17 protein-coding genes, 14 tRNA genes and 4 rRNA genes are annotated in these 20,556 nt (G+C 52.5%); 4 read left to right on the forward strand and 31 right to left on the reverse strand.

The features are described 5' to 3' along the window. Window positions 1-124: 124 nt before the first annotated feature. The 5 genes from MHI24_RS12615 to MHI24_RS12635 form a co-directional block, all read right to left on the reverse strand. Complete coding sequence (locus MHI24_RS12615; RefSeq protein WP_238656204.1) at window positions 125-595, reverse strand: phage tail tube protein; 471 nt, start codon at window positions 593-595, stop codon at window positions 125-127. 1 nt (window position 596) lies between these two features. Continuing rightward, entirely contained in the window at window positions 597-1,919 is a 1,323-nt protein-coding gene (locus MHI24_RS12620) for a phage tail sheath family protein (RefSeq protein WP_340025975.1), read from the reverse strand. After that, a complete protein-coding gene (locus MHI24_RS12625; RefSeq protein ID WP_340025976.1) occupies window positions 1,919-2,125 on the reverse strand; it encodes a hypothetical protein in 207 nt (68 codons plus the stop codon). The genes MHI24_RS12620 and MHI24_RS12625 overlap by 1 nt, the downstream gene beginning before the upstream one ends. Further along, window positions 2,122-2,544 carry a DUF6838 family protein gene (locus MHI24_RS12630; RefSeq protein WP_340025977.1) on the reverse strand — a complete coding sequence of 141 codons (423 nt, stop codon included), beginning with the start codon at window positions 2,542-2,544 and terminating at the stop codon, window positions 2,122-2,124. Before MHI24_RS12630 ends, MHI24_RS12625 begins: the two co-directional genes overlap by 4 nt. 385 nt (window positions 2,545-2,929) lie before the next feature. Next, window positions 2,930-3,421 (reverse strand): ArpU family phage packaging/lysis transcriptional regulator, encoded by a 492-nt coding sequence (locus MHI24_RS12635; RefSeq protein ID WP_340026671.1) that lies wholly within the window; start codon window positions 3,419-3,421, stop codon window positions 2,930-2,932. A gap of 292 nt (window positions 3,422-3,713) precedes the next feature. Between MHI24_RS12635 and MHI24_RS12640 the strand changes: the two genes are divergently transcribed. Together MHI24_RS12640 and MHI24_RS12645 are read left to right on the forward strand one after the other, a co-directional pair. Beyond that, entirely contained in the window at window positions 3,714-4,160 is a 447-nt protein-coding gene (locus tag MHI24_RS12640) for a helix-turn-helix domain-containing protein (protein ID WP_340025978.1), read from the forward strand. 42 nt (window positions 4,161-4,202) lie between these two features. Then, the gene (locus MHI24_RS12645; RefSeq protein WP_340026672.1) at window positions 4,203-4,619 is read left to right on the forward strand and encodes an ImmA/IrrE family metallo-endopeptidase; all 417 of its coding nucleotides are present in this window, start codon (window positions 4,203-4,205) and stop codon (window positions 4,617-4,619) included. Window positions 4,620-5,122: 503 nt separating this feature from the next. On the opposite strand, the gene MHI24_RS12650 is transcribed toward MHI24_RS12645, so the two are convergent. The 20 genes from MHI24_RS12650 to MHI24_RS12745 all read right to left on the reverse strand — a co-directional run bounded on the left by MHI24_RS12650 (window position 5,123) and on the right by MHI24_RS12745 (window position 13,098). Next, window positions 5,123-5,196, reverse strand: a tRNA-Pro gene (locus MHI24_RS12650). A gap of 18 nt (window positions 5,197-5,214) precedes the next feature. Then, window positions 5,215-5,288: transfer RNA gene (locus tag MHI24_RS12655), tRNA-Gly, on the reverse strand. A 12-nt stretch (window positions 5,289-5,300) separates the two neighbouring features. Next, window positions 5,301-5,374, reverse strand: a tRNA-Pro gene (locus MHI24_RS12660). Window positions 5,375-5,432: 58 nt separating this feature from the next. Continuing rightward, window positions 5,433-5,509, reverse strand: a tRNA-Arg gene (locus MHI24_RS12665). Window positions 5,510-5,516: 7 nt separating this feature from the next. Then, a tRNA-Gly gene (locus tag MHI24_RS12670) sits at window positions 5,517-5,591 on the reverse strand. A gap of 9 nt (window positions 5,592-5,600) precedes the next feature. Next, window positions 5,601-5,684, reverse strand: a tRNA-Leu gene (locus MHI24_RS12675). Between the two features lie 16 nt (window positions 5,685-5,700). Beyond that, window positions 5,701-5,773: transfer RNA gene (locus tag MHI24_RS12680), tRNA-Lys, on the reverse strand. A 5-nt stretch (window positions 5,774-5,778) separates the two neighbouring features. Further along, a tRNA-Gln gene (locus MHI24_RS12685) sits at window positions 5,779-5,852 on the reverse strand. 52 nt (window positions 5,853-5,904) lie between these two features. Continuing rightward, window positions 5,905-5,980: transfer RNA gene (locus MHI24_RS12690), tRNA-Val, on the reverse strand. 125 nt (window positions 5,981-6,105) lie between these two features. Beyond that, window positions 6,106-6,180, reverse strand: a tRNA-Glu gene (locus MHI24_RS12695). Between the two features lie 8 nt (window positions 6,181-6,188). Continuing rightward, a tRNA-Thr gene (locus tag MHI24_RS12700) sits at window positions 6,189-6,264 on the reverse strand. Window position 6,265: 1 nt separating this feature from the next. Further along, window positions 6,266-6,341, reverse strand: a tRNA-Asn gene (locus MHI24_RS12705). A 9-nt stretch (window positions 6,342-6,350) separates the two neighbouring features. Further along, window positions 6,351-6,467, reverse strand: a 5S ribosomal RNA gene (rrf, locus tag MHI24_RS12710). Window positions 6,468-6,525: 58 nt separating this feature from the next. Further along, window positions 6,526-9,453 (reverse strand): 23S ribosomal RNA (locus MHI24_RS12715). Between the two features lie 153 nt (window positions 9,454-9,606). Next, window positions 9,607-9,682 (reverse strand) — tRNA-Ala (locus MHI24_RS12720). 27 nt (window positions 9,683-9,709) lie between these two features. Beyond that, a tRNA-Ile gene (locus MHI24_RS12725) sits at window positions 9,710-9,786 on the reverse strand. A gap of 44 nt (window positions 9,787-9,830) precedes the next feature. Further along, a 5S ribosomal RNA gene (gene rrf / locus MHI24_RS12730) occupies window positions 9,831-9,947 on the reverse strand. 122 nt (window positions 9,948-10,069) lie between these two features. Beyond that, a 16S ribosomal RNA gene (locus MHI24_RS12735) occupies window positions 10,070-11,630 on the reverse strand. Together the 16S, 23S and 5S rRNA genes with 14 tRNA genes alongside form the textbook arrangement of a ribosomal RNA operon. Before the next feature lie 389 nt (window positions 11,631-12,019). Next, entirely contained in the window at window positions 12,020-12,250 is a 231-nt protein-coding gene (locus MHI24_RS12740; RefSeq protein WP_036692450.1) for a hypothetical protein, read from the reverse strand. A gap of 236 nt (window positions 12,251-12,486) precedes the next feature. Further along, complete coding sequence (locus MHI24_RS12745) at window positions 12,487-13,098, reverse strand: stage II sporulation protein M (protein ID WP_340025979.1); 612 nt, start codon at window positions 13,096-13,098, stop codon at window positions 12,487-12,489. A gap of 134 nt (window positions 13,099-13,232) precedes the next feature. Between MHI24_RS12745 and pdaB the strand changes: the two genes are divergently transcribed. Continuing rightward, on the forward strand, window positions 13,233-14,036 hold the full coding sequence (pdaB, locus tag MHI24_RS12750) for a polysaccharide deacetylase family sporulation protein PdaB (protein ID WP_340025980.1): 804 nt from the start codon (window positions 13,233-13,235) through the stop codon (window positions 14,034-14,036). Window positions 14,037-14,048: 12 nt separating this feature from the next. Here pdaB and MHI24_RS12755 read toward each other — a convergent pair whose 3' ends face one another. Continuing rightward, window positions 14,049-14,873: a PPK2 family polyphosphate kinase gene (locus tag MHI24_RS12755; RefSeq protein ID WP_340025981.1), complete on the reverse strand. Its 825-nt coding sequence runs from the start codon at window positions 14,871-14,873 to the stop codon at window positions 14,049-14,051. A 132-nt stretch (window positions 14,874-15,005) separates the two neighbouring features. Next, window positions 15,006-15,596, reverse strand: a complete 591-nt coding sequence (locus MHI24_RS12760) for a KinB-signaling pathway activation protein (protein ID WP_340026673.1) — start codon at window positions 15,594-15,596, stop codon at window positions 15,006-15,008. Window positions 15,597-15,743: 147 nt separating this feature from the next. Here MHI24_RS12760 and gerD point away from each other — a divergent pair, with 147 nt between their 5' ends. Continuing rightward, on the forward strand, window positions 15,744-16,430 hold the full coding sequence (gerD, locus tag MHI24_RS12765) for a spore germination lipoprotein GerD (protein WP_340025982.1): 687 nt from the start codon (window positions 15,744-15,746) through the stop codon (window positions 16,428-16,430). 54 nt (window positions 16,431-16,484) lie between these two features. Here the strand turns inward: gerD and MHI24_RS12770 are convergent, their stop codons facing one another. The 4 genes from MHI24_RS12770 to MHI24_RS12785 form a co-directional block, all read right to left on the reverse strand. Next, window positions 16,485-17,594, reverse strand: a complete 1,110-nt coding sequence (locus MHI24_RS12770) for an Mrp/NBP35 family ATP-binding protein (protein WP_340025983.1) — start codon at window positions 17,592-17,594, stop codon at window positions 16,485-16,487. Between the two features lie 95 nt (window positions 17,595-17,689). Beyond that, a complete protein-coding gene (gene cwlD, locus MHI24_RS12775) occupies window positions 17,690-18,436 on the reverse strand; it encodes an N-acetylmuramoyl-L-alanine amidase CwlD (RefSeq protein WP_340025984.1) in 747 nt (248 codons plus the stop codon). Window positions 18,437-18,523: 87 nt separating this feature from the next. Next, complete coding sequence (sat, locus tag MHI24_RS12780) at window positions 18,524-19,699, reverse strand: sulfate adenylyltransferase (protein ID WP_340025985.1); 1,176 nt, start codon at window positions 19,697-19,699, stop codon at window positions 18,524-18,526. A 91-nt stretch (window positions 19,700-19,790) separates the two neighbouring features. Next, entirely contained in the window at window positions 19,791-20,483 is a 693-nt protein-coding gene (locus tag MHI24_RS12785; RefSeq protein WP_340025986.1) for a phosphoadenylyl-sulfate reductase, read from the reverse strand. Between the last annotated feature and the right edge of the window lie 73 nt (window positions 20,484-20,556).

The following is a 20,556-nucleotide window of genomic DNA, read 5'->3' on the forward strand; positions in this document are numbered from 1 at the left end:
TTATTCCTCCCGGATATTATAGTTGGTAGACAGAGAAGCGGCCCGCCGCAAAGCACCCAAGATAACCCTGATTCTTTGCGGCCCGGACCTTCCCTTCATGATCTAAGGGGTTGCCTGGTTATACTTATTGGCCGGAATTCGCCGGAGCGGCGAAGGGCTGAACCAGTTCCACATCCTCGAAGGTAAAAGCAACCTCTTCCTCAAGCGCATCGGACTCCGTATCCAGCGAAGCCATAATGACGCTGTCCAGATTGACATCCTTCAGCATAATGCGCTGAGCCCCTACGGTAGAGGACGGATCATCATTGGTCACGATAATGCTGAAGTATTGGTCAATCCCGGTCTTCATGTACTCCAGCATCATCTGGCGGAAACGGCTGGTCATATAGAAAATCGTCATCGTACCGCTGCCCGACCACCCGGTGGCCTTATGCTGCACTCCGCGGCGTCCCAGCGTCTTCACTTCCGCCTTCTGCTTCTCCACCGTGGCTTCCAGGGTTTTGACATAGAACATCTCCTCCGTCTGTCCGTTAATTGTGGCGTAGGCCCGGCCCTCCTGGCCGGACAGTGTATCGCTCGCTCTCAAGAATGTCATCTTAGACCACCTTCACTTTCATATATACTTTTTCTACGGAATCTACCGGCTTGACCGCTACTTCCAGCACTACACTGTCACTGTCCGCTCCCGGAGTCACCACAATGTCGCTCTGCGCATTGAAGCTCTCAATCGCCCCAAGGTTCTGCAGATCATTCATGTAAGTGACACACTGGGACCAGAACAGCGCGCGCCCGTCCTCATTGTTCGGCAATTTGCCAATGAAGTAGCTCTCAAAAATCCGCTTCAGATCGCTCGCAATCCCATCCAGCACACGCAGCACACGGTTCTTGGAGAAGGCTTTGCCTTTATCCGTCGAGAAGGAGGTGAAGGTGTTGATGTCCTGCTCCACTACAGCCCGGCCCCCATTATAGGTGAAAAGCAGCTCCCCACCCGACAGGGCGGCTACAGTCTCGGAATGGCTGAAGCGCACATCAGCATCCACCGCATCATCATAAGCCTGATAAGTGAGCGATTCATTCACCGCAGCAGCGGCGGTAGCACCGGCTACCCAAGCCACGGTATGAGCTTTATCCACCACGGTTCCATCGCTCAGCACCACACCGTTAGCCACACTAATGATGCCTTCATGGTCAGCCATGGCGTAATCGGACAGAACTGCCTGCACCTTCTTGCCTTCCGTATTCCGCAGACGCTTCACATAAGCGCTGTACAGCGACTTCAGCGAGTTGTCCTCCGAGATCAGACCCACCGTCTGGAAGTCCTGAACCTCCAGCGCCGACAGGAAATCGCTATGCTCCGCATTCGTTACCACACCATTCGCACCGCCTGACAGCGGCAGTCCGGCCGTAACCGTCAGCGCACCGGATTCAGCCGGCTTAAATTCCACATAAGCATTTGCAGCCAGACCGGCAGCAGCGCTTACCGTCTGCTTGTCCACCTCGGCCCCGTCCAGCAGCGTACGTACGTCGAACTGGGTGGTGTCGCTAATATTTTTCTCAATCACAATCTTCAGCGCATTGCCGCGCTCCCCGCCATACCGCGCTGTTGCCTGAATGCCGTTATTGGTCACAGCAGCCTTCACGCCCTCATTCAAGCGATAGAGCAGCAGTGTGCCTGCCCGCTTCAGCACCTCTTTTACCGCCAGCAGCTCAGGAGCCGTCAGGTCGTAGCCCAGCTTTTGCCGGAAATCCTCCTGCGCCGTAAGCTTCACGATGACTCCTGCGGGACCCCAAGGCAGCGCCAGCGCCAGGGCCGCCGTACCGCGTTCCCCCATTTTACCTGCTACAATGCCGTTCGAAGCCACGTTCACGTAGACCCCCGGACGCACCTTGTTTTGTGTTGTCCATGTTCCTCCAGCCATTAGATAACCTCCTTATTTAGATACAGCTCAATTAATTGTGTAGCCTCCGCCAGTGTGTAGCTCATGCCCTCTTGCAGCACAACCTCCAGCACATCCTTCTCCCCAGGCTTGAACAGGGCTGACTCCCGAAGCTGCCTTTTGCCAAAAGCATCCGGGCCTCCTCCGCCGCTGCTCTGGCCCCTTACCTGCATGTCCATAGCACTCATTTGAGCCGCGTCCCTTCTGTGAAGTGCCCCATCAGTTCTGCTTCACCCTCCGGCGGCTTCTGCCTCTGGAGATAAAGCATATAGTCCGCTGTGAACAGCGCACTCTCTCCCTCTGCCCCCGCCTCCCAGGACTGGCGCATAATCCGAAAAGCCGGATCGCTGCTCTCGCCAGCTGCCAGCGCCTCACACAAACCGTCAGCCATCGCTTCGGCGGCAAGCCGGCTTCCCTGCTCATAGCGGATACCGAAACGGTACACCGCCATATACCTGCCCTCGCGCTGCCGGTCATAGGTGGCTGAGATCAGCTCCAGCCTGAAGTAAGCTGTCTCCGGCTTGTCTCCCTCAACATAGACAGGAACTTCCGGGAAAAACTGAGTCAGTGCAGCCGTGAGATGCTCCCGCAATTGTTGTACCGTCATGCCTTCCTTCCTCTCATGGATAGATGTGAATCCCTCCTGCCTTCCGATTAGGCAACGGCTGAAGGAGCTTTCACCGCGTCTGTATACCAGCCCTTGCAGGCTGGATGACGTAGAGCATTCATGCTCCTGCGGTGTCCTTTTGCTTCATTTGCCATGTTATAATCATAGCCCCCCTGAGACCTTACGCAGGCGCTATTACGGATAAGATAGAGATGACTTACGGCGGGTTTCGGGATGGTGAAGAGCGGGACCCGGAAGCTTCCTGCATACAAAAACGGATACCCTCCTGAACAGGAAGATATCCGTTGCTTACAGTCCTCTTATTCTCCTATGCCACTTTGTCAGCTCAGCTTACTTGCTTCCAATCGATGTAGCCGCCATCTTTTCACACACGCTTCTTGCCCTTAGCCGCCCCGGCTGGAGGCTTCACCAGTGAAGCCAGAGACAGAAGCTGCAGATCGGCGAGCGCCAGCGCCATCTTATAGAACGCCTTGGACCTTATTTTCACATAAGTGTCCTTGCTGACCGGAGGATCAAATACATGATTATAGATGGTATAGTCGTAGCTCTCCTCTCTGCGCATATATCTCTCCCGGACCAGCTGCTGCTCCCGCTGCGTAAGCCGTTCAACGACGGAGTCGATCATCTCACAATAGGCTCTTCGGGCGGCAGGCACGTCCACATTATAGGTAGCAATAGCGCCAGTCTGATCAGAAACCGAATTTGTTGCTCCATGGAACCGTTCTGTATAAGAGTAGGTAACAGCCGCCTCCTTAGCCTCAAATGTTACCGTCTTGAAAATCCGGTATTTCTCCAGCATATTCTCTATAGCGACCTGAGTCAGACGGCGGTCAAGCTCGGGCAACGAGGATAGAATCATCATTTGCAGCACTCCTTTGATGTTGAGCAGATTGTTGAACTTTATTGCGGATCTTTCCGGCCAAATGTGGTAAAATTCTATTTGTTCGTATAGCGTTCGCCTTTTTCAATAATATACCACTTGGCTGCCCTATTCGTAAAATCCCATTTCAGGCCGTTTTGCAGCATAAACATACTCATATCTCACATTATTACCATTTGGCAATGAATTTCACTTTATTGTTTACCTAATGGCATAAATGGCGTATATTAATTACAACAGTCTATTAGGCGATAAGGAGTGGTTAACGATGGCAGAGGAATTTGGGAACTATCTGCGGCAGCTTCGGGAGGGAAAGGGACTGACCATTAATCAGCTGGCTGCCCTTGCCGGAATCAGCGGAGCACAAATTTCACGGATTGAGAACGGACTCAGAGGTGTTCCTAAGCCGGCTACCCTGCGTAAGATTGCTGAAGCGACAGGGGTCTCTTATGAGGAACTAATGGGTAAGGCCGGTTATTTAACTGGAGCTGACATCCCTGCTGAGGGGACTATCCCTGAATGGGCGACAAGTAAGGATAAGCGGGATTTCCGGCAGATGCTTGAGGACGACGGTGAGCTGATGTTTGACGGGATTCCGTTGAATAAGGAAGATAAGCAGCGGATCAAGGATGTGTTAACCGGCCTGTTCTGGGAAGCCAAGCAAATGAACAAAAGAACCCCCAAGCCCAAACGCGACCCGCGTTCCGGGGAATAACCAGACAAGCCTATTACTATGAAGATGCTGCGGGTGAAGAATATGGATGAACTAATCAAGCGTCTGGTCACAAAATATAAAACCAACAACCCGTTCGAGCTGGCCGAAGCACTCGGCATTCACGTCAGGTTCATGAATCTGGGTGAAGTCACCAAGGGCCTATATTACCGTAAACTAAGAAGAAGATTCATCGTCATTCATCATCAATTACCTCTGGAATGGCAGCGGTTTGTCTGTGCTCATGAATTGGCCCATGACCGCCTGCACAAAGGGGTGAACCGTTTTTTTCTGGAGGAGCATTCCTATTTCCCGCCAGGGAAGCTGGAGCGGCAAGCCAACCTGTTCGCCGTGAAGCTATTATCAGCCGGCACTCCCATCGAACAAGATGAATCCGTCCAGAGCTATTATGCACGAATCGGCATCCCGGCAGAGGTTGTCTTTTTTTCGGAGGATCAATAGAACGTACGTTCTATTCATGAGGTGAAAAAGTTGCCCCCGGCGTACTCTCCGATAGATAGCTTCAGCGGGCTGCCGGCGTGATGGGGTGCACTAGTGCTCATCATTGGCTTGTCTAGCCAACTTCTGCTGGAATCAGGTGCATTAGTGCTCCTTATTGGCTCATCTAGCTAACTTCTGTTGGAATCTGGTGCATCAATGCTCCTCATTAGATCATTTAGCTAACATCTGCTGGAACCTGGTGCACTTCTGCTCCTCATTGGCTCATTTAGCTAACGTTTGCTGGATTCAAGTGCACTTCTGCTCCTCATTGGCTCATTTAGCTAACATCTGCTGGAATCAGGTGCACTATTGCTCTTTATTACTCTCTTTAAGCCATTACTGTGAGCACGCTCCTTAATGGATTTATCCTTTTGATTTGCATCCGGGGCTAGGGTGGGCTAATTCCTTAAACACAAAAAACTCTTACCGAAGTAAGAGTTCAATGTCAGCGATGAGCTGTGGAATCGGGATGACACGATTTGAACATGCGACCCCCTGGTCCCAAACCAGGTGCTCTACCAAGCTGAGCTACATCCCGAAATTATAAAATTGTATATGGAGCGGGTGATGGGAATCGAACCCACGCTATCAGCTTGGAAGGCTGAAGTTCTACCATTGAACTACACCCGCACAGATGAAGTATCGGGATGACACGATTTGAACATGCGACCCCCTGGTCCCAAACCAGGTGCTCTACCAAGCTGAGCTACATCCCGTTATTTAAAGCCTATAAAACAAAAATATTGACACTTAGATAATTCAATGATGCTATAATGGCGCGCCCTGAGAGATTCGAACTCCCGACCTTTTGATTCGTAGTCAAACGCTCTATCCAGCTGAGCTAAGGGCGCAAAATTATGGAGCGGACGACGGGAATCGAACCCGCGACCCTCGCCTTGGCAAGGCGATGCTCTACCGCTGAGCCACGTCCGCATAATAATATGGTGCGCGTGAAGGGACTTGAACCCCCACGTCTTACGACGCCAGATCCTAAGTCTGGTGCGTCTGCCATTCCGCCACACGCGCATGGAAGCAAATCAAGTGAGCCATGAAGGACTCGAACCTTCGACACCCTGATTAAAAGTCAGGTGCTCTACCAACTGAGCTAATGGCTCAAATTTGGCAGGGGATATAGGATTCGAACCTATGATGACGGAGTCAGAGTCCGTTGCCTTACCGCTTGGCTAATCCCCTACAATAATAACTATATAATGCCCACAATCACACTCATATATCAAGGACATTATGGTGGAGGCTGAGGGGTTCGAACCCCCGACCCTCTGCTTGTAAGGCAGATGCTCTCCCAGCTGAGCTAAGCCTCCATATGTACAATAATTTCAAAAATGGTGACCCGTATGGGATACTCTTCACTCCGTTACGAGATTGCGAAGTGTTCCTAACGAAGCTTATGCTCCAACGAACCCAGGGATTTCTCATCCCATAATAATGGTGACCCGTATGGGATTCGAACCCATGTTACCTCCGTGAAAGGGAGGTGTCTTAACCCCTTGACCAACGGGCCTTAATTAGTGGAGCTCTCAACCGGATTCGAACCGGTGACCTCTTCCTTACCATGGAAGCACTCTACCTGCTGAGCTATGAGAGCATGGCTCCCCGAACAGGACTCGAACCTGTGACAACTCGATTAACAGTCGAGTGCTCTACCAACTGAGCTATCAGGGAATATTATCCGCTTGGCGGCGTCCTACTCTCCCAGGACCCTTCGGTCCAAGTACCATCGGCGCTGGAAGGCTTAACGGTCGTGTTCGGGATGGGTACGCGTGGAACCCTTCCGCTATCGCCACCAAACGATTACAGGCTTAATCGCCTGAAAACTGAATCCGAAACGAATTTGTGTGTTAGTTTATTGGATAAGCCCTCGACCGATTAGTATTGGTCAGCTCCATGCATTGCTGCACTTCCACCTCCAACCTATCTACCTCGTCGTCTTCAAGGGGTCTTACATACTGGGAAATCTCATCTTGAGGGGGGCTTCACGCTTAGATGCTTTCAGCGCTTATCCCGTCCGTACGTAGCTACCCAGCCATGCTCCTGGCGGAACAACTGGTGCACCAGCGGTACGTCCATCCCGGTCCTCTCGTACTAAGGACAGCTCCTCTCAAATTTCCTGCGCCCACGACAGATAGGGACCGAACTGTCTCACGACGTTCTGAACCCAGCTCGCGTACCGCTTTAATGGGCGAACAGCCCAACCCTTGGGACCTACTTCAGCCCCAGGATGCGATGAGCCGACATCGAGGTGCCAAACCTCCCCGTCGATGTGGACTCTTGGGGGAGATAAGCCTGTTATCCCCAGGGTAGCTTTTATCCGTTGAGCGATGGCCCTTCCATGCGGTACCACCGGATCACTAAGTCCGACTTTCGTCCCTGCTCGACTTGTAGGTCTCGCAGTCAAGCTCCCTTCTGCCTTTGCACTCTTCGAATGATTTCCAACCATTCTGAGGGAACCTTTGAACGCCTCCGTTACTCTTTAGGAGGCGACCGCCCCAGTCAAACTGCCCGCCTGACACGGTCCCCGTACCCGCTTAGGGTACCAGGTTAGAACCTAGATACGATCAGGGTGGTATCCCAACGGCGCCTCCAGCGAAGCTTGCGCTCCGCTTTCCACGGCTCCCACCTATCCTGTACAGATCGTACCCAAATTCAATATCAAGCTGCAGTAAAGCTCCATGGGGTCTTTCCGTCTTGTCGCGGGTAACCTGCATCTTCACAGGTATTAAAATTTCACCGGATCTCTCGTTGAGACAGCGCCCAAGTCGTTACGCCATTCGTGCGGGTCAGAATTTACCTGACAAGGAATTTCGCTACCTTAGGACCGTTATAGTTACGGCCGCCGTTTACTGGGGCTTCGGTTCATAGCTTCGGGATTGCTCCCTAACCACTCCCCTTAACCTTCCAGCACCGGGCAGGCGTCAGCCCGTATACTTCGCCTTGCGGCTTCGCACAGACCTGTGTTTTTGCTAAACAGTCGCTTGGGCCTTTTCACTGCGGCCCCCTCGGGCTATTCACCCTACCGAGGCACCCCTTCTCCCGAAGTTACGGGGTCATTTTGCCGAGTTCCTTAACGAGAGTTCTTCCGCGCGCCTTAGAATTCTCTTCTCGCCTACCTGTGTCGGTTTGCGGTACGGGCACCTTCTCCTGACTAGAGGCTTTTCTTGGCAGTGTGAGATCATGACCTTCGCTACTGTAATTTTCGCTCCCCATCACAGCCCAGCCTTATGATGTGCGGATTTGCCTGCACACCAGCCTCACTGCTTAGACGGACATCCATCAGTCCGCGTCACTACCCTCCTGCGTCACCCCATCGCTCATAACGGATTACGGTGGTACAGTAATTTCAAACTGTTGTCCTTCGACTACGCCTGTCGGCCTCGCCTTAGGTCCCGACTTACCCTGAGCGGACGAGCCTTCCTCAGGAAACCTTGGGCTTTCGGCGGATCAGATTCTCACTGATCTTTTCGTTACTCATACCGGCATTCTCACTTGTATGCTGTCCAGCGCTCCTTACGGTACACCTTCAACCTACATACAACGCTCCCCTACCCCTGATGCAAAGCATCAAGCCATAGCTTCGGTGGTGTGTTTAGCCCCGTTACATTTTCGGCGCAGAGTCACTCGACCAGTGAGCTATTACGCACTCTTTCAATGGTGGCTGCTTCTAAGCCAACATCCTGGTTGTCTGTGCAACTCCACATCCTTTCCCACTTAACACACACTTGGGGACCTTAGCTGATGGTCTGGGCTGTTTCCCTTTTGACAATGGATCTTAGCACTCACTGTCTGACTCCCGGCAAGAAGTAAGTGGCATTCGGAGTTTGACTGAGCTTGGTAACCCTTGCGGGCCCCGCACCCAATCAGTGCTCTACCTCCACCACTCCATTCACCGAGGCTAGCCCTAAAGCTATTTCGGGGAGAACCAGCTATCTCCGAGTTCGATTGGAATTTCTCCGCTACCCCCACCTCATCCCCGCACTTTTCAACGTACGTGGGTTCGGGCCTCCAGTGCGTGTTACCGCACCTTCACCCTGGACAGGGGTAGATCACACGGTTTCGGGTCTACGCCCACATACTTAGTCGCCCTATTCAGACTCGCTTTCGCTGCGGCTCCGGCTTCTCACCTTAACCTTGCATGTTGAACGTAACTCGCCGGTTCATTCTACAAAAGGCACGCCATCATCCATATAGAGGACTCTGACTTTTTGTAAGCACACGGTTTCAGGTTCTATTTCACTCCCCTTCCGGGGTGCTTTTCACCTTTCCCTCACGGTACTGATTCACTATCGGTCGCCAGGTAGTATTTAGCCTTAGCAGATGGTCCTGCCGGATTCATACGGGGTTTCACGTGCCCCGCACTACTCGGGATCCGTCTCGGAGGGGTTAAACTTTTGGCTACAGGGCTTTTACCTCTATCGCGGGCCTTTCCAGACCTCTTCGCCTACCTTAACCTTTTGTAACTCCATGTGAGACGTCCCACAACCCCAAGGGGCAAGCCCCTTGGTTTAGGCTGTTCCGCGTTCGCTCGCCGCTACTGACGGAATCACTATTGTTTTCTCTTCCTCAGGGTACTTAGATGTTTCAGTTCCCCTGGTCTGCCTCTGCGTATCCTATGTATTCAGATACGAGTAACTGTGCATTACCACAGCTGGGTTTCCCCATTCGGACACCCCCGGATCAAAGCTTGCTTACAGCTCCCCGAGGCAGTTTCGTTGTTCGCCACGTCCTTCGTCGGCTCCTGGCGCCTAGGCATCCTCCGTGTGCTCTTAATAGCTTAACCAATGCGTTTTCCAGAAGGAAAATCGCTCAGCATCACTATAATTCAAACTTGCTTACACAAGTTCAGCTTAAAGGAATGTTCTAAAACGCAAATTCGTTTCGGTATCCAGTTTTCAAGGATCAAGGTCTTGCATATACTCTTGTAAAACATAATTGGTGGAGCCAAGCGGGATCGAACCGCTGACCTCCTGCTTGCAAGGCAGGCGCTCTCCCAGCTGAGCTATGGCCCCATATTCAAGTTAATTTGTAGTGTTATATGGTGGGCCTTGGTGGACTCGAACCACCGACCTCACCCTTATCAGAGGTGCGCTCTAACCAACTGAGCTAAAAGCCCATATAACAAAACTTCTATTGGATGCATTCACGAATGAATGATCCGCTTGGCGGCGTCCTACTCTCCCAGGACCCTTCGGTCCAAGTACCATCGGCGCTGGAGGGCTTAACGGTCGTGTTCGGGATGGGTACGTGTGGAACCCCTCCGCTATCGCCACCAAACGTTGTTGAAAGAGACTTGCTCTTTCAAAACTGAACACGAGTGAGTGTGTGAACCCGAAGGCTCTAATGGAAGCTAAGCTTCCGATTTGAATGTCACTGTTTCAGGTGACGATTCTCCATAGAAAGGAGGTGATCCAGCCGCACCTTCCGATACGGCTACCTTGTTACGACTTCACCCCAATCATCTACCCCACCTTCGGCGGCTGGCTCCCTTGCGGGTTACCCCACCGACTTCGGGTGTTGTAAACTCTCGTGGTGTGACGGGCGGTGTGTACAAGACCCGGGAACGTATTCACCGCGGCATGCTGATCCGCGATTACTAGCAATTCCGACTTCATGCAGGCGAGTTGCAGCCTGCAATCCGAACTGAGACCGGCTTTGCTGGGATTGGCTCCACCTCGCGGCTTCGCTTCCCGTTGTACCGGCCATTGTAGTACGTGTGTAGCCCAGGTCATAAGGGGCATGATGATTTGACGTCATCCCCACCTTCCTCCGGTTTGTCACCGGCAGTCACTCTAGAGTGCCCAGCCTTACCTGCTGGCAACTAAAGTCAAGGGTTGCGCTCGTTGCGGGACTTAACCCAACATCTCACGACACGAGCTGACGACAACCATGCACCACCTGTCTCAACTTTCCCCGAAGGGCACCTGATGCATCTCTGCTTCGTTAGTTGGATGTCAAGACCTGGTAAGGTTCTTCGCGTTGCTTCGAATTAAACCACATACTCCACTGCTTGTGCGGGTCCCCGTCAATTCCTTTGAGTTTCAGTCTTGCGACCGTACTCCCCAGGCGGAGTGCTTACTGTGTTAACTTCGGCACCAAGGGTATCGAAACCCCTAACACCTAGCACTCATCGTTTACGGCGTGGACTACCAGGGTATCTAATCCTGTTTGCTCCCCACGCTTTCGCGCCTCAGCGTCAGTTACAGCCCAGAAAGTCGCCTTCGCCACTGGTGTTCCTCCACATCTCTACGCATTTCACCGCTACACGTGGAATTCCACTTTCCTCTTCTGTACTCAAGCCACCCAGTTTCCAGTGCGACCCCAGGTTGAGCCCAAGGTTTAAACACCAGACTTAAATAGCCGCCTGCGCGCGCTTTACGCCCAATAATTCCGGACAACGCTTGCCCCCTACGTATTACCGCGGCTGCTGGCACGTAGTTAGCCGGGGCTTTCTTCTCAGGTACCGTCACTCCGGCAGCAGTTACTCTACCGGACGTTCTTCCCTGGCAACAGAGCTTTACGATCCGAAAACCTTCATCACTCACGCGGCGTTGCTCCGTCAGGCTGTCGCCCATTGCGGAAGATTCCCTACTGCTGCCTCCCGTAGGAGTCTGGGCCGTGTCTCAGTCCCAGTGTGGCCGTTCACCCTCTCAGGTCGGCTACGCATCGTCGCCTTGGTGGGCCGTTACCCCGCCAACTAGCTAATGCGCCGCAGGCCCATCCCTAAGCGGCAGATTGCTCCGCCTTTCATTCTTCCCTCAGGAGAGGGAAGAGATTATCCGGTATTAGCTACCGTTTCCGGTAGTTATCCCAGTCTTAGGGGCAGGTTGCCTACGTGTTACTCACCCGTCCGCCGCTAAGCCAAGTTGGAAGCAAGCTTCCAACAAGACTCCGCTCGACTTGCATGTATTAGGCACGCCGCCAGCGTTCGTCCTGAGCCAGGATCAAACTCTCCAATTAGGTATTGAAAGAGCGATAGCTCATTTTGAAACATCTGACGAGAATTTGCATTCTCAAGATAAGATTTCTAAAGCGTACAAGACGCTGTGAAATTCATCATTTTTTTGAAATCACCAAGGTGATTTCCACTCACTCGTTGTTCAGTTTTCAAAGATCAATGTCTCATTTCAGCTCTTCACCGCATCTCAGCGGCGACCTTTATAATATATCATAGTGTTTCGTTGTTTGGCAAGCTTTTTTTTGAAAAAGTTATTTTTCAAATTTTCTTGCCTGCGGCTTCTCTTGAAACAATCAAAAGGAGCGCGAGATATAATGTATCATGTCGGCTCCCTGTTCGTCAAGCAATTCAGTTAATTAATTTTCCTTTGATGCTAAAAGGCCTTTCCCGCTTAATGTTTGAACTGCGAGGAGCGTCCTCCCCAAGCATATTTGGACAGCTCTTTTTGCGGAGCGAAACGTGCATACATCCGGAATACCGTTTTATATCGATTAGCGATGGCGTGTCTAATGTTCTGGTCCAGACGCTGGTCACTCATATCCAGAAGCATCTCATCCAGTTCTTTGCGCAAGACATAGTCGAGCTCCTTGCATTCTTTCTCGTTGAACAGCATTCCCAGCATAAGCTTGGCCTCCTTCATGTAATTCTAAGTTATTAAGCAACATCAAATGCATTGTTCTGTTCCCGGAGCAGTCATTTGATGTGGAAGCTCTGATTAATGTACTTACACTTGATTAACCGGACTACTGAATCTATAACCATAATCATAAGAAAATTCCAGTTATGGCCTCCCTTTTGCTTACCTGGCAATAGACCCAAATGTTTCGGCTTTACTGTTATGCACAAATCCCGGCAATTTTATGATAAAAGCCAAAATGTAATTGTGCTCTCAATAATCGCTGCAACGAACAGCAGAATGACAATCCAGATGGATGCCGTCAGTGTCTGCCGCATAAAGTCCGGCCACCCGTTTGCCTCTCCCACACTACGCCGCCCCGCTCTGAAGAGCGCTGACAGCACCCTGCTGCCGAACTTCAGCCCGAAGGCACAGGCGATGATGATTGCCGGAATCTCGATAATTCCATGCGGCAGCAGACCTTTTACAATCAAGGTGAACAGATCCTGGCCCTGAATGGCATTCAGATGAATGAGGTAACCGATCACTGCCCCGTTAATCAACAGGAATAAGGCCGGCAAGATTCCAAGCAGTGCTCCCAGAAAAATAATGACCACGCTCTTGATGCTGTTGTTCAGGAAAATAAATATGAAAAAGCTCAGCTGCGGGTTGGACGATTCTCTAAGATCCCCGCTGATCTGGCCAAGCCCCTGCAGTTGCTGATATAACAGCTGCTGCAGATCTCCTGTGCCGACCCAGCCTGCAACCCCTCCGGCGATGAACAGTAGAGCAGCCAGCAGCATTGATGTGCGGATCGTGCCAAGGTCTTTAATAAAGGTTCTGAAAGATAACATGCGTACCTCCTGTATTCGATGGCGCTTCATAGGGATTTAGGTTAGCGGGATTCATATCTGAGGTCATAAGCTTCCGGTACGAGCATACATTTAGAACAAACAAGCATTTCGCTTGGGAGAGGAGCGCTGAGATTATGAATTCTTTTTATGTAATCAGCGGCAAAAAGATAAAACGGTTCCTGTACATCTTTGCTGCTGCGCTTCTGACCGCCGGCGTCGTGTATGTGGAGAGGGGCAACATCACCGTGTTCTCTGAAGCGGCCCCTTCCGCCATTTACAGTGTGCCGACGGAAAAGAAGCTGATTGCTCTAACCTTCGATATCAGTTGGGGGGAGAAACGGCCTGAGCCGATTCTGAAGGTGCTGGAGGACAAAAAGGTGGATAAGGCAACCTTCTTCCTGTCATCCCCCTGGAGCAAGACTCATCCCGACATCGTAGCAAGCATCAAAAACGCCGGGTTCGAGATCGGCAGCCACGGCCACAAGCATGTCAACTACAGTACGCTTAGTAACGAGGAAATCCGTACCCAAATCTCCACCGCCCACACGGTATTGACCGAGCTGACGGGCACACAGCCCAATCTGATCAGAATGCCTAACGGCGATTTTGACAAAAGGGTATTGCAGGTTGCCACCGACTTAGGCTACAAAGTCATTCAATGGGACACGGACTCACTGGACTGGAAGAACATAGGTGTGGATAATATCGTAAAGCGCGTGACAACCAAAGCGCATCCCGGAGATATCGTGCTCCTCCATGCCAGTGATTCCTGCAAACAGACCCATGAAGCTCTGCCGCAAATTATTGATCAGCTGCGCAGCCAGGGGTATGAGTTCGTGACCGTCTCTGAATTGCTCAGCCAGAGCAGCGCCGAAGGCAAGGAAGTCCGCGATTCTGCCTGGCTGGATGATGGCCTGGAGGACGCAGCCGGAATGTAATACTGGAGCGGCTTAACCGTGGCGCGGAGTGATCAGACTTGAAATATCAGGCGTTGGGGTGTTCAGCTTGGGATAACTAAGGTCAAGCCCCTCCAGCGTCTTCACCACAATTTTTAGCGCGAGATAGTTGCGGTACCAGCGGTGATTAGCCGGAATCCAATACCATGGCGCCTTGTCAATATTGCTCTCCCGGAAAATATCTTCATACGCCTGCTGATAATCGTCCCAGTATTCACGCTCCTGCAGGTCACTGGCGTCGAATTTCCAGTGCTTCGCCGGATCGTCGAGCCGCTCCTGAATTTTCTCCAGCTGCTTCTCCTTGGAGATATGCAGGAATAGCTTGATCACCGTCGTTCCCTCTTCGGCCAGCATTTCCTCAAACTGGCGGATGTAGCGGAAACGGCGCTTAACATCCTCTTTACTGATACTGCCGTGTACCCGGGGCACCAGCACATCCTCATAATGGGAACGGTTGAAGGCGGCAATATACCCTTTGGGCGGCGTCTTCATATGCACTCTCCACAGGAAGTCGTGAGCTTCCTCCTCCAGCGACGGCTTCTTGAAGCTGGTGACGATGAAGCCCTGCGGATTGATGCCGGAGAAAATGTGCTTAACCGTCCCGTCCTTGCCGCTGGAGTCCATGCCCTGCAGAATGACAAGCAGTGAATGCTTTTTCTGGGCAAACAGGATATCCTGAAGCTCAGCCAGGCGCTCCTTCAGCTTCTCCATTTTCTCCTCAGCCTCTGCCTTGGATTTGAAGCCGCCGCGGTCATCGGGGTCAAGGTCTTTCAGGCGTGTTTCACCGGTGTCTTTTATCATATAGCGCTTGATACTCATATATTCCCTCCTCCGCTCTGTTCTTTAAGATTAACCGCTACAGCTTGATTCTAACCGTTAACAGCGTGAATGCCAAAACCCCGCCTTCCTGGTTCAATCCAGTGGGACGGGGTCTTTGCGTTAAAGGATATTTCAAGGTGATGCAGGCTTCAGAATCCGGTGCAGCATCAGAATCTGGAAGGCATTGCAGGCGACAAGCGGAACAAGAATAAAGACGGTTGCACTGTCTACGCCGATCCGCAGAACTCCGATAATCTCCACGATGGTAATAGCCGTCATGAAGAAAAAGGTTGGAATCCACGCCGAGGCATTGGTGCTGCGCACTTTGAACCAGGACACAACGACGGCGGTCAGCAGAATCGCTATGCCCAGCGTCAGATCCGAGCTAACACTCCGCTCGCCGCTGACAAAGGTCCGCAGGAACATCAGCTCAAACAGCGCAAGAACAGCCAGCGCCAGTTGTATGTACCGCCACGCTTTACGCGGAAACACCCCGATGCCCGTATAATTAAGAATCATGTAGGCAAAAAAACCGAGCTGGGCGTATACGCTTACAAGGACCCCGTAGCCCACAAGGATCAGGGAGTAGAGGAAAAGATCTGCGGCGCTTTTGAATTGAATGCCGCCATTCACTGTCTGCAGGGCAAGACCGGCGATTACCGCCCCGCCTGCACCGATTAAAAGCGTGGTCCAGAACAAATAAAACCATTTTCTTAAGCTCAGACCTGTTCACCTCCCCGTGTCAGATTTATTTTACCAAGGTTACCGTCAAAAAACCATCAGGCTGCAACATAAATGTGCCTTCCGGCGGCATACTACAACCAAGTGATTCTATAAAGGAGGGCAGCGCCAATGAAATGGAGGGCTATAATGTCCGGAGGCTTGGCACTGGGCTTGATGCTTGCCTTAACGGCCTGCGGTGGCGAACAGAGCAGTTCTTCTTCCGGACAGGTCGGATATAAGGAAATGAAGACGATGGTTGTCGATATATTAAAAAGCGATGAAGGCAAAAAAGCGGTTGAAGAGGCGCTCGCCAGCCCCAGCTCGGAAGAAGGCGGAGGCGGCAGCACCAGCGGGCTGAGCATGAAGATGATGCCTATGCAGACGACGGAGCAGATCCGTATTGCCGTTAAGGATACCATCACCGCACCCGAGTATCAGAAGGAAATCGAGAAAATTATGACTGATCCGCAATTTGCCGGCGAATTCGCCAAAGCCATCAATAAACAGAGCAAGGAATTGCATCTTCAGCTGATCAAAGACCCCTCTTATCAGAAGTCGGTTGGAGAAATCATGAAATCGCCCGAAATGATGAAGATGTTCTTAGATCTTACGAAGACCTCAGATTACCGCAAGCAGTCCATGACGATTATGCAGGAGGCTATGCAGAACCCCCTCTTCCGTATGGAGGTGCTGGACCTGCTGAAGACGGTCGTCCAGGATGAGCTGCAGCCTAAGGTGGAGAAGAAGGATGCCGGTAAAGAAGGCGGAGGCGGTGAGGATAAGGGCGGAGGCGACAGTAAGAAGCAGGAAGGCGGAGATGATTCCGGTTCGTAATATGAATAAGGCCTGGCCCGGAGAACGGGTCAGGCCTTATTTGGGCGTGCGGGTCTACTGCTCCAATCTGGTGATCAGCTTGTCCGCAATATCTGCAAATATCGCACCGGTGGGCGTATCCGCCTTATAGACTGACGGCGAGAAATCCGGTTCGGAGATATGGTTGTCCGGTGCGCCAAGCGGCACCTGGGCCAGAAGCTCGGTATGCAGCGTCTCAGCCAGACGCGCTCCGCCGCCGCGCCCGAAAATATAATCCTTCGTCCCGCAGGAGGAGCATTCGTAATAGGCCATATTCTCTACCACGCCGAGGATCTCATGCTCCGTCTGGAGCGCCATGGAGCCGGCTCTGGCCGCCACAAAGGCAGCGGTTGCATGCGGGGTGGTCACAATAATCTCCTTGCTGCGCGGCAGCATCTGATGCACATCCAGCGCGACATCGCCGGTTCCCGGAGGCAGATCCAGCAGCATATAATCCAGCTCGCCCCAGCCTACATCGCTGAAGAACTGGCGCAGCATTTTGCCAAGCATCGGCCCTCTCCAGATCACCGGACTGTTCTCCCGGATAAAGAAGCCCATCGACATCACCTTAACGCCGAAGCGTTCTACCGGAATAATGGTGCCTTCCTCCACAACCGGTCCTTCTTCAATTCCCATCATATCGGGGACACTGAAGCCGTAGATGTCAGCATCGATCAGGCCGACTCTTTTGCCTTGGCGGGCCAGGGCTACAGCCAGATTCACCGTCACCGTCGATTTCCCGACGCCGCCCTTGCCGCTGGCCACAGCGATGAAGTTCACGCCCGAATTCTCACTCAGCAGCTCATGGCCCTCAAGGCCGGCTGCGTGCCCTTTGAGCTTCTCCCCTTGTTCGGAGTCCGGCCCGTCTTCGCTGCTCTCTCCGCGCAGCACAGCCCGTTCATAATCGGTGGCGTCGCGCAGCCGGATATGAACATTCTCCGCACCGGCTTCCGCCAGCAGATCACGGACCTGCTGCTCCAGCACCATCCGCTCCTTCTCCCCGTTCTCCAGACACACGATGGACAGCGAGATGCGGTCTTCTTTGACCATGATATCGCGGATAAGCTGCAATTCAATCAGGCTTTTCCCGGTTTCCGGGTCTGTCAGCGGCTGCAAAAGTTCCTGAATTTGTTCCCTGGTCAGCATGGAAAGCACCTCTGTTCCTCTCCGGAAGAAGCTCCGGTATTTGCCTCTATTATAGCATTCCCCTTCGCCGGAAGAGTAGTCCCTCCCCCGTGGCGCTATGGCTGCTCGGAGCTGTAACGCAGAATGCCCCGGTAAATGCTGGTGGCCACCTTCCGCTGGTACACATCCTCCCCCAGCAAGAGTGACTCCTGCGGATGAGAGAGGAAGCCTACCTCTACCAGGACGGACGGCATCTTTAACACTTTTAGCAAATATATGGTGTTCGCGGTCTTCGCTACCCGGTCGGTATTCTCCAGCGTAGCCCGTAATTCACCCTGTACCCGTTCCGCCAGCGCCTTATTCTTCTCGCTGCCTGGATAATAGAAGGTCTGTGCCCCGCTCCAGCGGTTGGAAGGAATACTGTTCATATGGATGCTGACGAACAGGTCAGCCCCCTTCTCTTCAATGCTCCGCACCCGCTGCTTCAGATCCTCTGTCTTGCGCTTGGAATAACCCTTGGTGTCCTCCTGGGCCAAGTCATAATCCCCTTCCCGGGTCATCACTACAATCGCTCCTGCCTGCTGCAGATAATCCCGAAGGTACAGGGCCACGGAGAGATTAATATCCTTCTCAATCAGGCCTGAGCGGCTTACCGCTCCGCCATCCGGTCCCCCGTGGCCGGCATCGATGGCAATGACCTTACCCGAGAGCGGCAGGCTCCAGTAATTAACCGTCCTGGCAGTCGGCATATCGTAGGCAATAATACCGATCATCACCGCGAGCAGCACTGCGCCCAGGATGCCTTTTTTGATGCTGCTCCAAGAGATCCAGACTGAGAATTTACGCTGCTGCCCTCCAGGCATAACAAAAGACCCCCTCGTCCTCATAGATACTTACTCATCTATATGGGACAAGAGGGCCAAATAGTACTGGCTATGCTTCCTATTCGATTACGACTTCACAGCGGCTTCCGGTGACATGCCTTCAATCAGGATCTGCGCCACTTCCGGGCGGGTGAACTCCGGAGGCGGACATTGGCCGTCACGGAGCAGCGCACGCACCTTCGTTCCCGAGAGCGTCAGATGCTGGTCGCTTGGGTGCGGACAGGTTTTGCTGGAGGCCATGTTGCCGCACTTCACACAGAAGAAGCTGTGCTCGAAGAACAACGGCGTAATGCCCAGCTCCTCAGCCGTGAAGTTAGCGAAAATCTCCTGGGCCTCATATGTCCCGTAATAATCGCCAACCCCGGCATGGTCCCGGCCGACAATGAAGTGCGTGCAGCCGTAATTCTTGCGTACCATGGCATGGAAGATGGCTTCACGCGGCCCCGCGTAACGCATCGCTGCCGGGAATACGCCGAGGAAGGTACGGTCCTGGGGATAATAATTCTTCAGCAAAGCAAGATAACTCTTCATCCGCACGTTGGCCGGAACATCATCAGACTTCGTTTCGCCCACCAGAGGATTCAGGAACAGAGCGTCTACAACCTCCATCGCACATTTCTGGATGTACTCATGCGCCCGGTGTACCGGATTGCGCGTCTGGAAGCCTACAACGGTTCTCCAGCCCTTCTCCGCGAATATCCGGCGGGTCTCCGCAGGGTCGAAATAGAATTCGGCAAATTTCTCCGGCTGCGGCCGGTTAAGCACGGTTATGGGACCCCCTACGTAAGTTGCAGGGCGGGCAAGTAATTTACTGACTCCCGGATGCTCGGGGTCGGTGGTCTTGAACACATGCTGCGCCTCAACCTGCTGATCTACACTATAGATACTCTCAATATCCAGCAGACCGTAGATGACGCCGTCTTCCTCCCCCTTAAGTGCAACCTGGTCTCCCACCGCAAGCGTGGACGCCAGCTCATCGCCGACAGCCAGCGTAACGGGAATACTCCATACATTACCGTCCGTCAGACGCATAGTGGTGACTACCGAATGGTAATCCGCTTCGTTCAGGAATCCGGTGAGCGGCGAGAAAGCCCCGACACCGATTAAGTCCAGATCCGATAATGTCCAAGTATTCAAGGGGATAGATGCGCGGGACGCTGCCTGCCTCAGCAGTTCCTCTCTTTCTGCTCCTGTTGCAACGCGCTGAATCAGTGTGCCTCCATGAGGCTGTATTGAAGTCATCCGGGTTCTCTCCTTCTCAATGGGGGCTGATGGGCCGCTTACTTATTGATGAGTTCATTTATTAGATTAATTGATAAGTTTATTTATGAGATTATTTGTGCAGTCCGCATTCCGTCTTATCCGATCCGGACCATCTTCCGGCACGCGGATCTTCCCCAGGCATAACCGCACGGGTGCACTGCTCGCAGCCGATGCTCGGGAAATTGCGGTCATGCAGCGGATTGTAGATAACATCATTCTCGCGGATATAGTTCCACACATCCTCCGTGGTCCAGTCCGCAATCGGGTTAAACTTCACAAGCCCGAACTTGTTATCATATTCGATCTTCTTCGCATTCGCCCGGGTTGGCGCCTGATCCCGGCGGATACCTGTAATCCAGGCGTCGTACTGTGAAAGAATACGGGTCAGCGGCTCAACCTTGCGGATTGCGCAGCACTGGTTGGGATCCGTGTTCCACAGTCCCTCACCATACTGCAGCGCCTGCTCCTCCACCGTAAGCTGCGGAGAGACCCGCACGAATTCTAAGCCGTATTTGCCAGCCATTCGATCTCTGGTCTCATAGGTTTCCTTGAAGTGATAATCCGTATCGAGATAGAACACATCGGTCGAGGGACTAATCTTCTGCAGCATATCCACCAGCACTACATCCTCCGCCCCGAAGCTGCAGGCAAAGGTTATATTCGGGAAAGCCTCCACCGCCCAGCGGATAATCTCCTCCGGCCCGGCACTCTCCAGTTCTTCCGCTTTCACTCTGATTAAATCCTCTTTCTCGAGCAGGTTCATTATCATTTCCTCCATCCGGATACAGCCGGGATTAAGTGGAATACAATTAATTATACGGTTAATCCCGACTAAT

It is taken from the genome of Paenibacillus sp. FSL K6-1096, assembly GCF_037977055.1.
Lineage (GTDB): Bacteria > Bacillota > Bacilli > Paenibacillales > Paenibacillaceae > Paenibacillus_AQ.

Coding starts and splice junctions, on each gene's coding strand:
- MHI24_RS12625 (WP_340025976.1), bottom strand. CDS start 2,125: ATGAGTGCTATGGACATGCAGGTAAGGGGCCAGAGCAGCGGCGGAGGA.
- MHI24_RS12645 (WP_340026672.1), top strand. CDS start 4,203: ATGGATGAACTAATCAAGCGTCTGGTCACAAAATATAAAACCAACAAC.
- MHI24_RS12785 (WP_340025986.1), bottom strand. CDS start 20,483: ATGAACCTGCTCGAGAAAGAGGATTTAATCAGAGTGAAAGCGGAAGAA.
- sat (WP_340025985.1), bottom strand. CDS start 19,699: ATGACTTCAATACAGCCTCATGGAGGCACACTGATTCAGCGCGTTGCA.
- MHI24_RS12640 (WP_340025978.1), top strand. CDS start 3,714: ATGGCAGAGGAATTTGGGAACTATCTGCGGCAGCTTCGGGAGGGAAAG.
- MHI24_RS12745 (WP_340025979.1), bottom strand. CDS start 13,098: ATGTTATCTTTCAGAACCTTTATTAAAGACCTTGGCACGATCCGCACA.
- MHI24_RS12770 (WP_340025983.1), bottom strand. CDS start 17,594: ATGCTGACCAGGGAACAAATTCAGGAACTTTTGCAGCCGCTGACAGAC.
- MHI24_RS12630 (WP_340025977.1), bottom strand. CDS start 2,544: ATGACGGTACAACAATTGCGGGAGCATCTCACGGCTGCACTGACTCAG.
- MHI24_RS12755 (WP_340025981.1), bottom strand. CDS start 14,873: ATGAGTATCAAGCGCTATATGATAAAAGACACCGGTGAAACACGCCTG.
- pdaB (WP_340025980.1), top strand. CDS start 13,233: ATGAATTCTTTTTATGTAATCAGCGGCAAAAAGATAAAACGGTTCCTG.
- cwlD (WP_340025984.1), bottom strand. CDS start 18,436: ATGCCTGGAGGGCAGCAGCGTAAATTCTCAGTCTGGATCTCTTGGAGC.
- MHI24_RS12615 (WP_238656204.1), bottom strand. CDS start 595: ATGACATTCTTGAGAGCGAGCGATACACTGTCCGGCCAGGAGGGCCGG.
- MHI24_RS12620 (WP_340025975.1), bottom strand. CDS start 1,919: ATGGCTGGAGGAACATGGACAACACAAAACAAGGTGCGTCCGGGGGTC.
- MHI24_RS12740 (WP_036692450.1), bottom strand. CDS start 12,250: ATGCTGGGAATGCTGTTCAACGAGAAAGAATGCAAGGAGCTCGACTAT.
- gerD (WP_340025982.1), top strand. CDS start 15,744: ATGTCCGGAGGCTTGGCACTGGGCTTGATGCTTGCCTTAACGGCCTGC.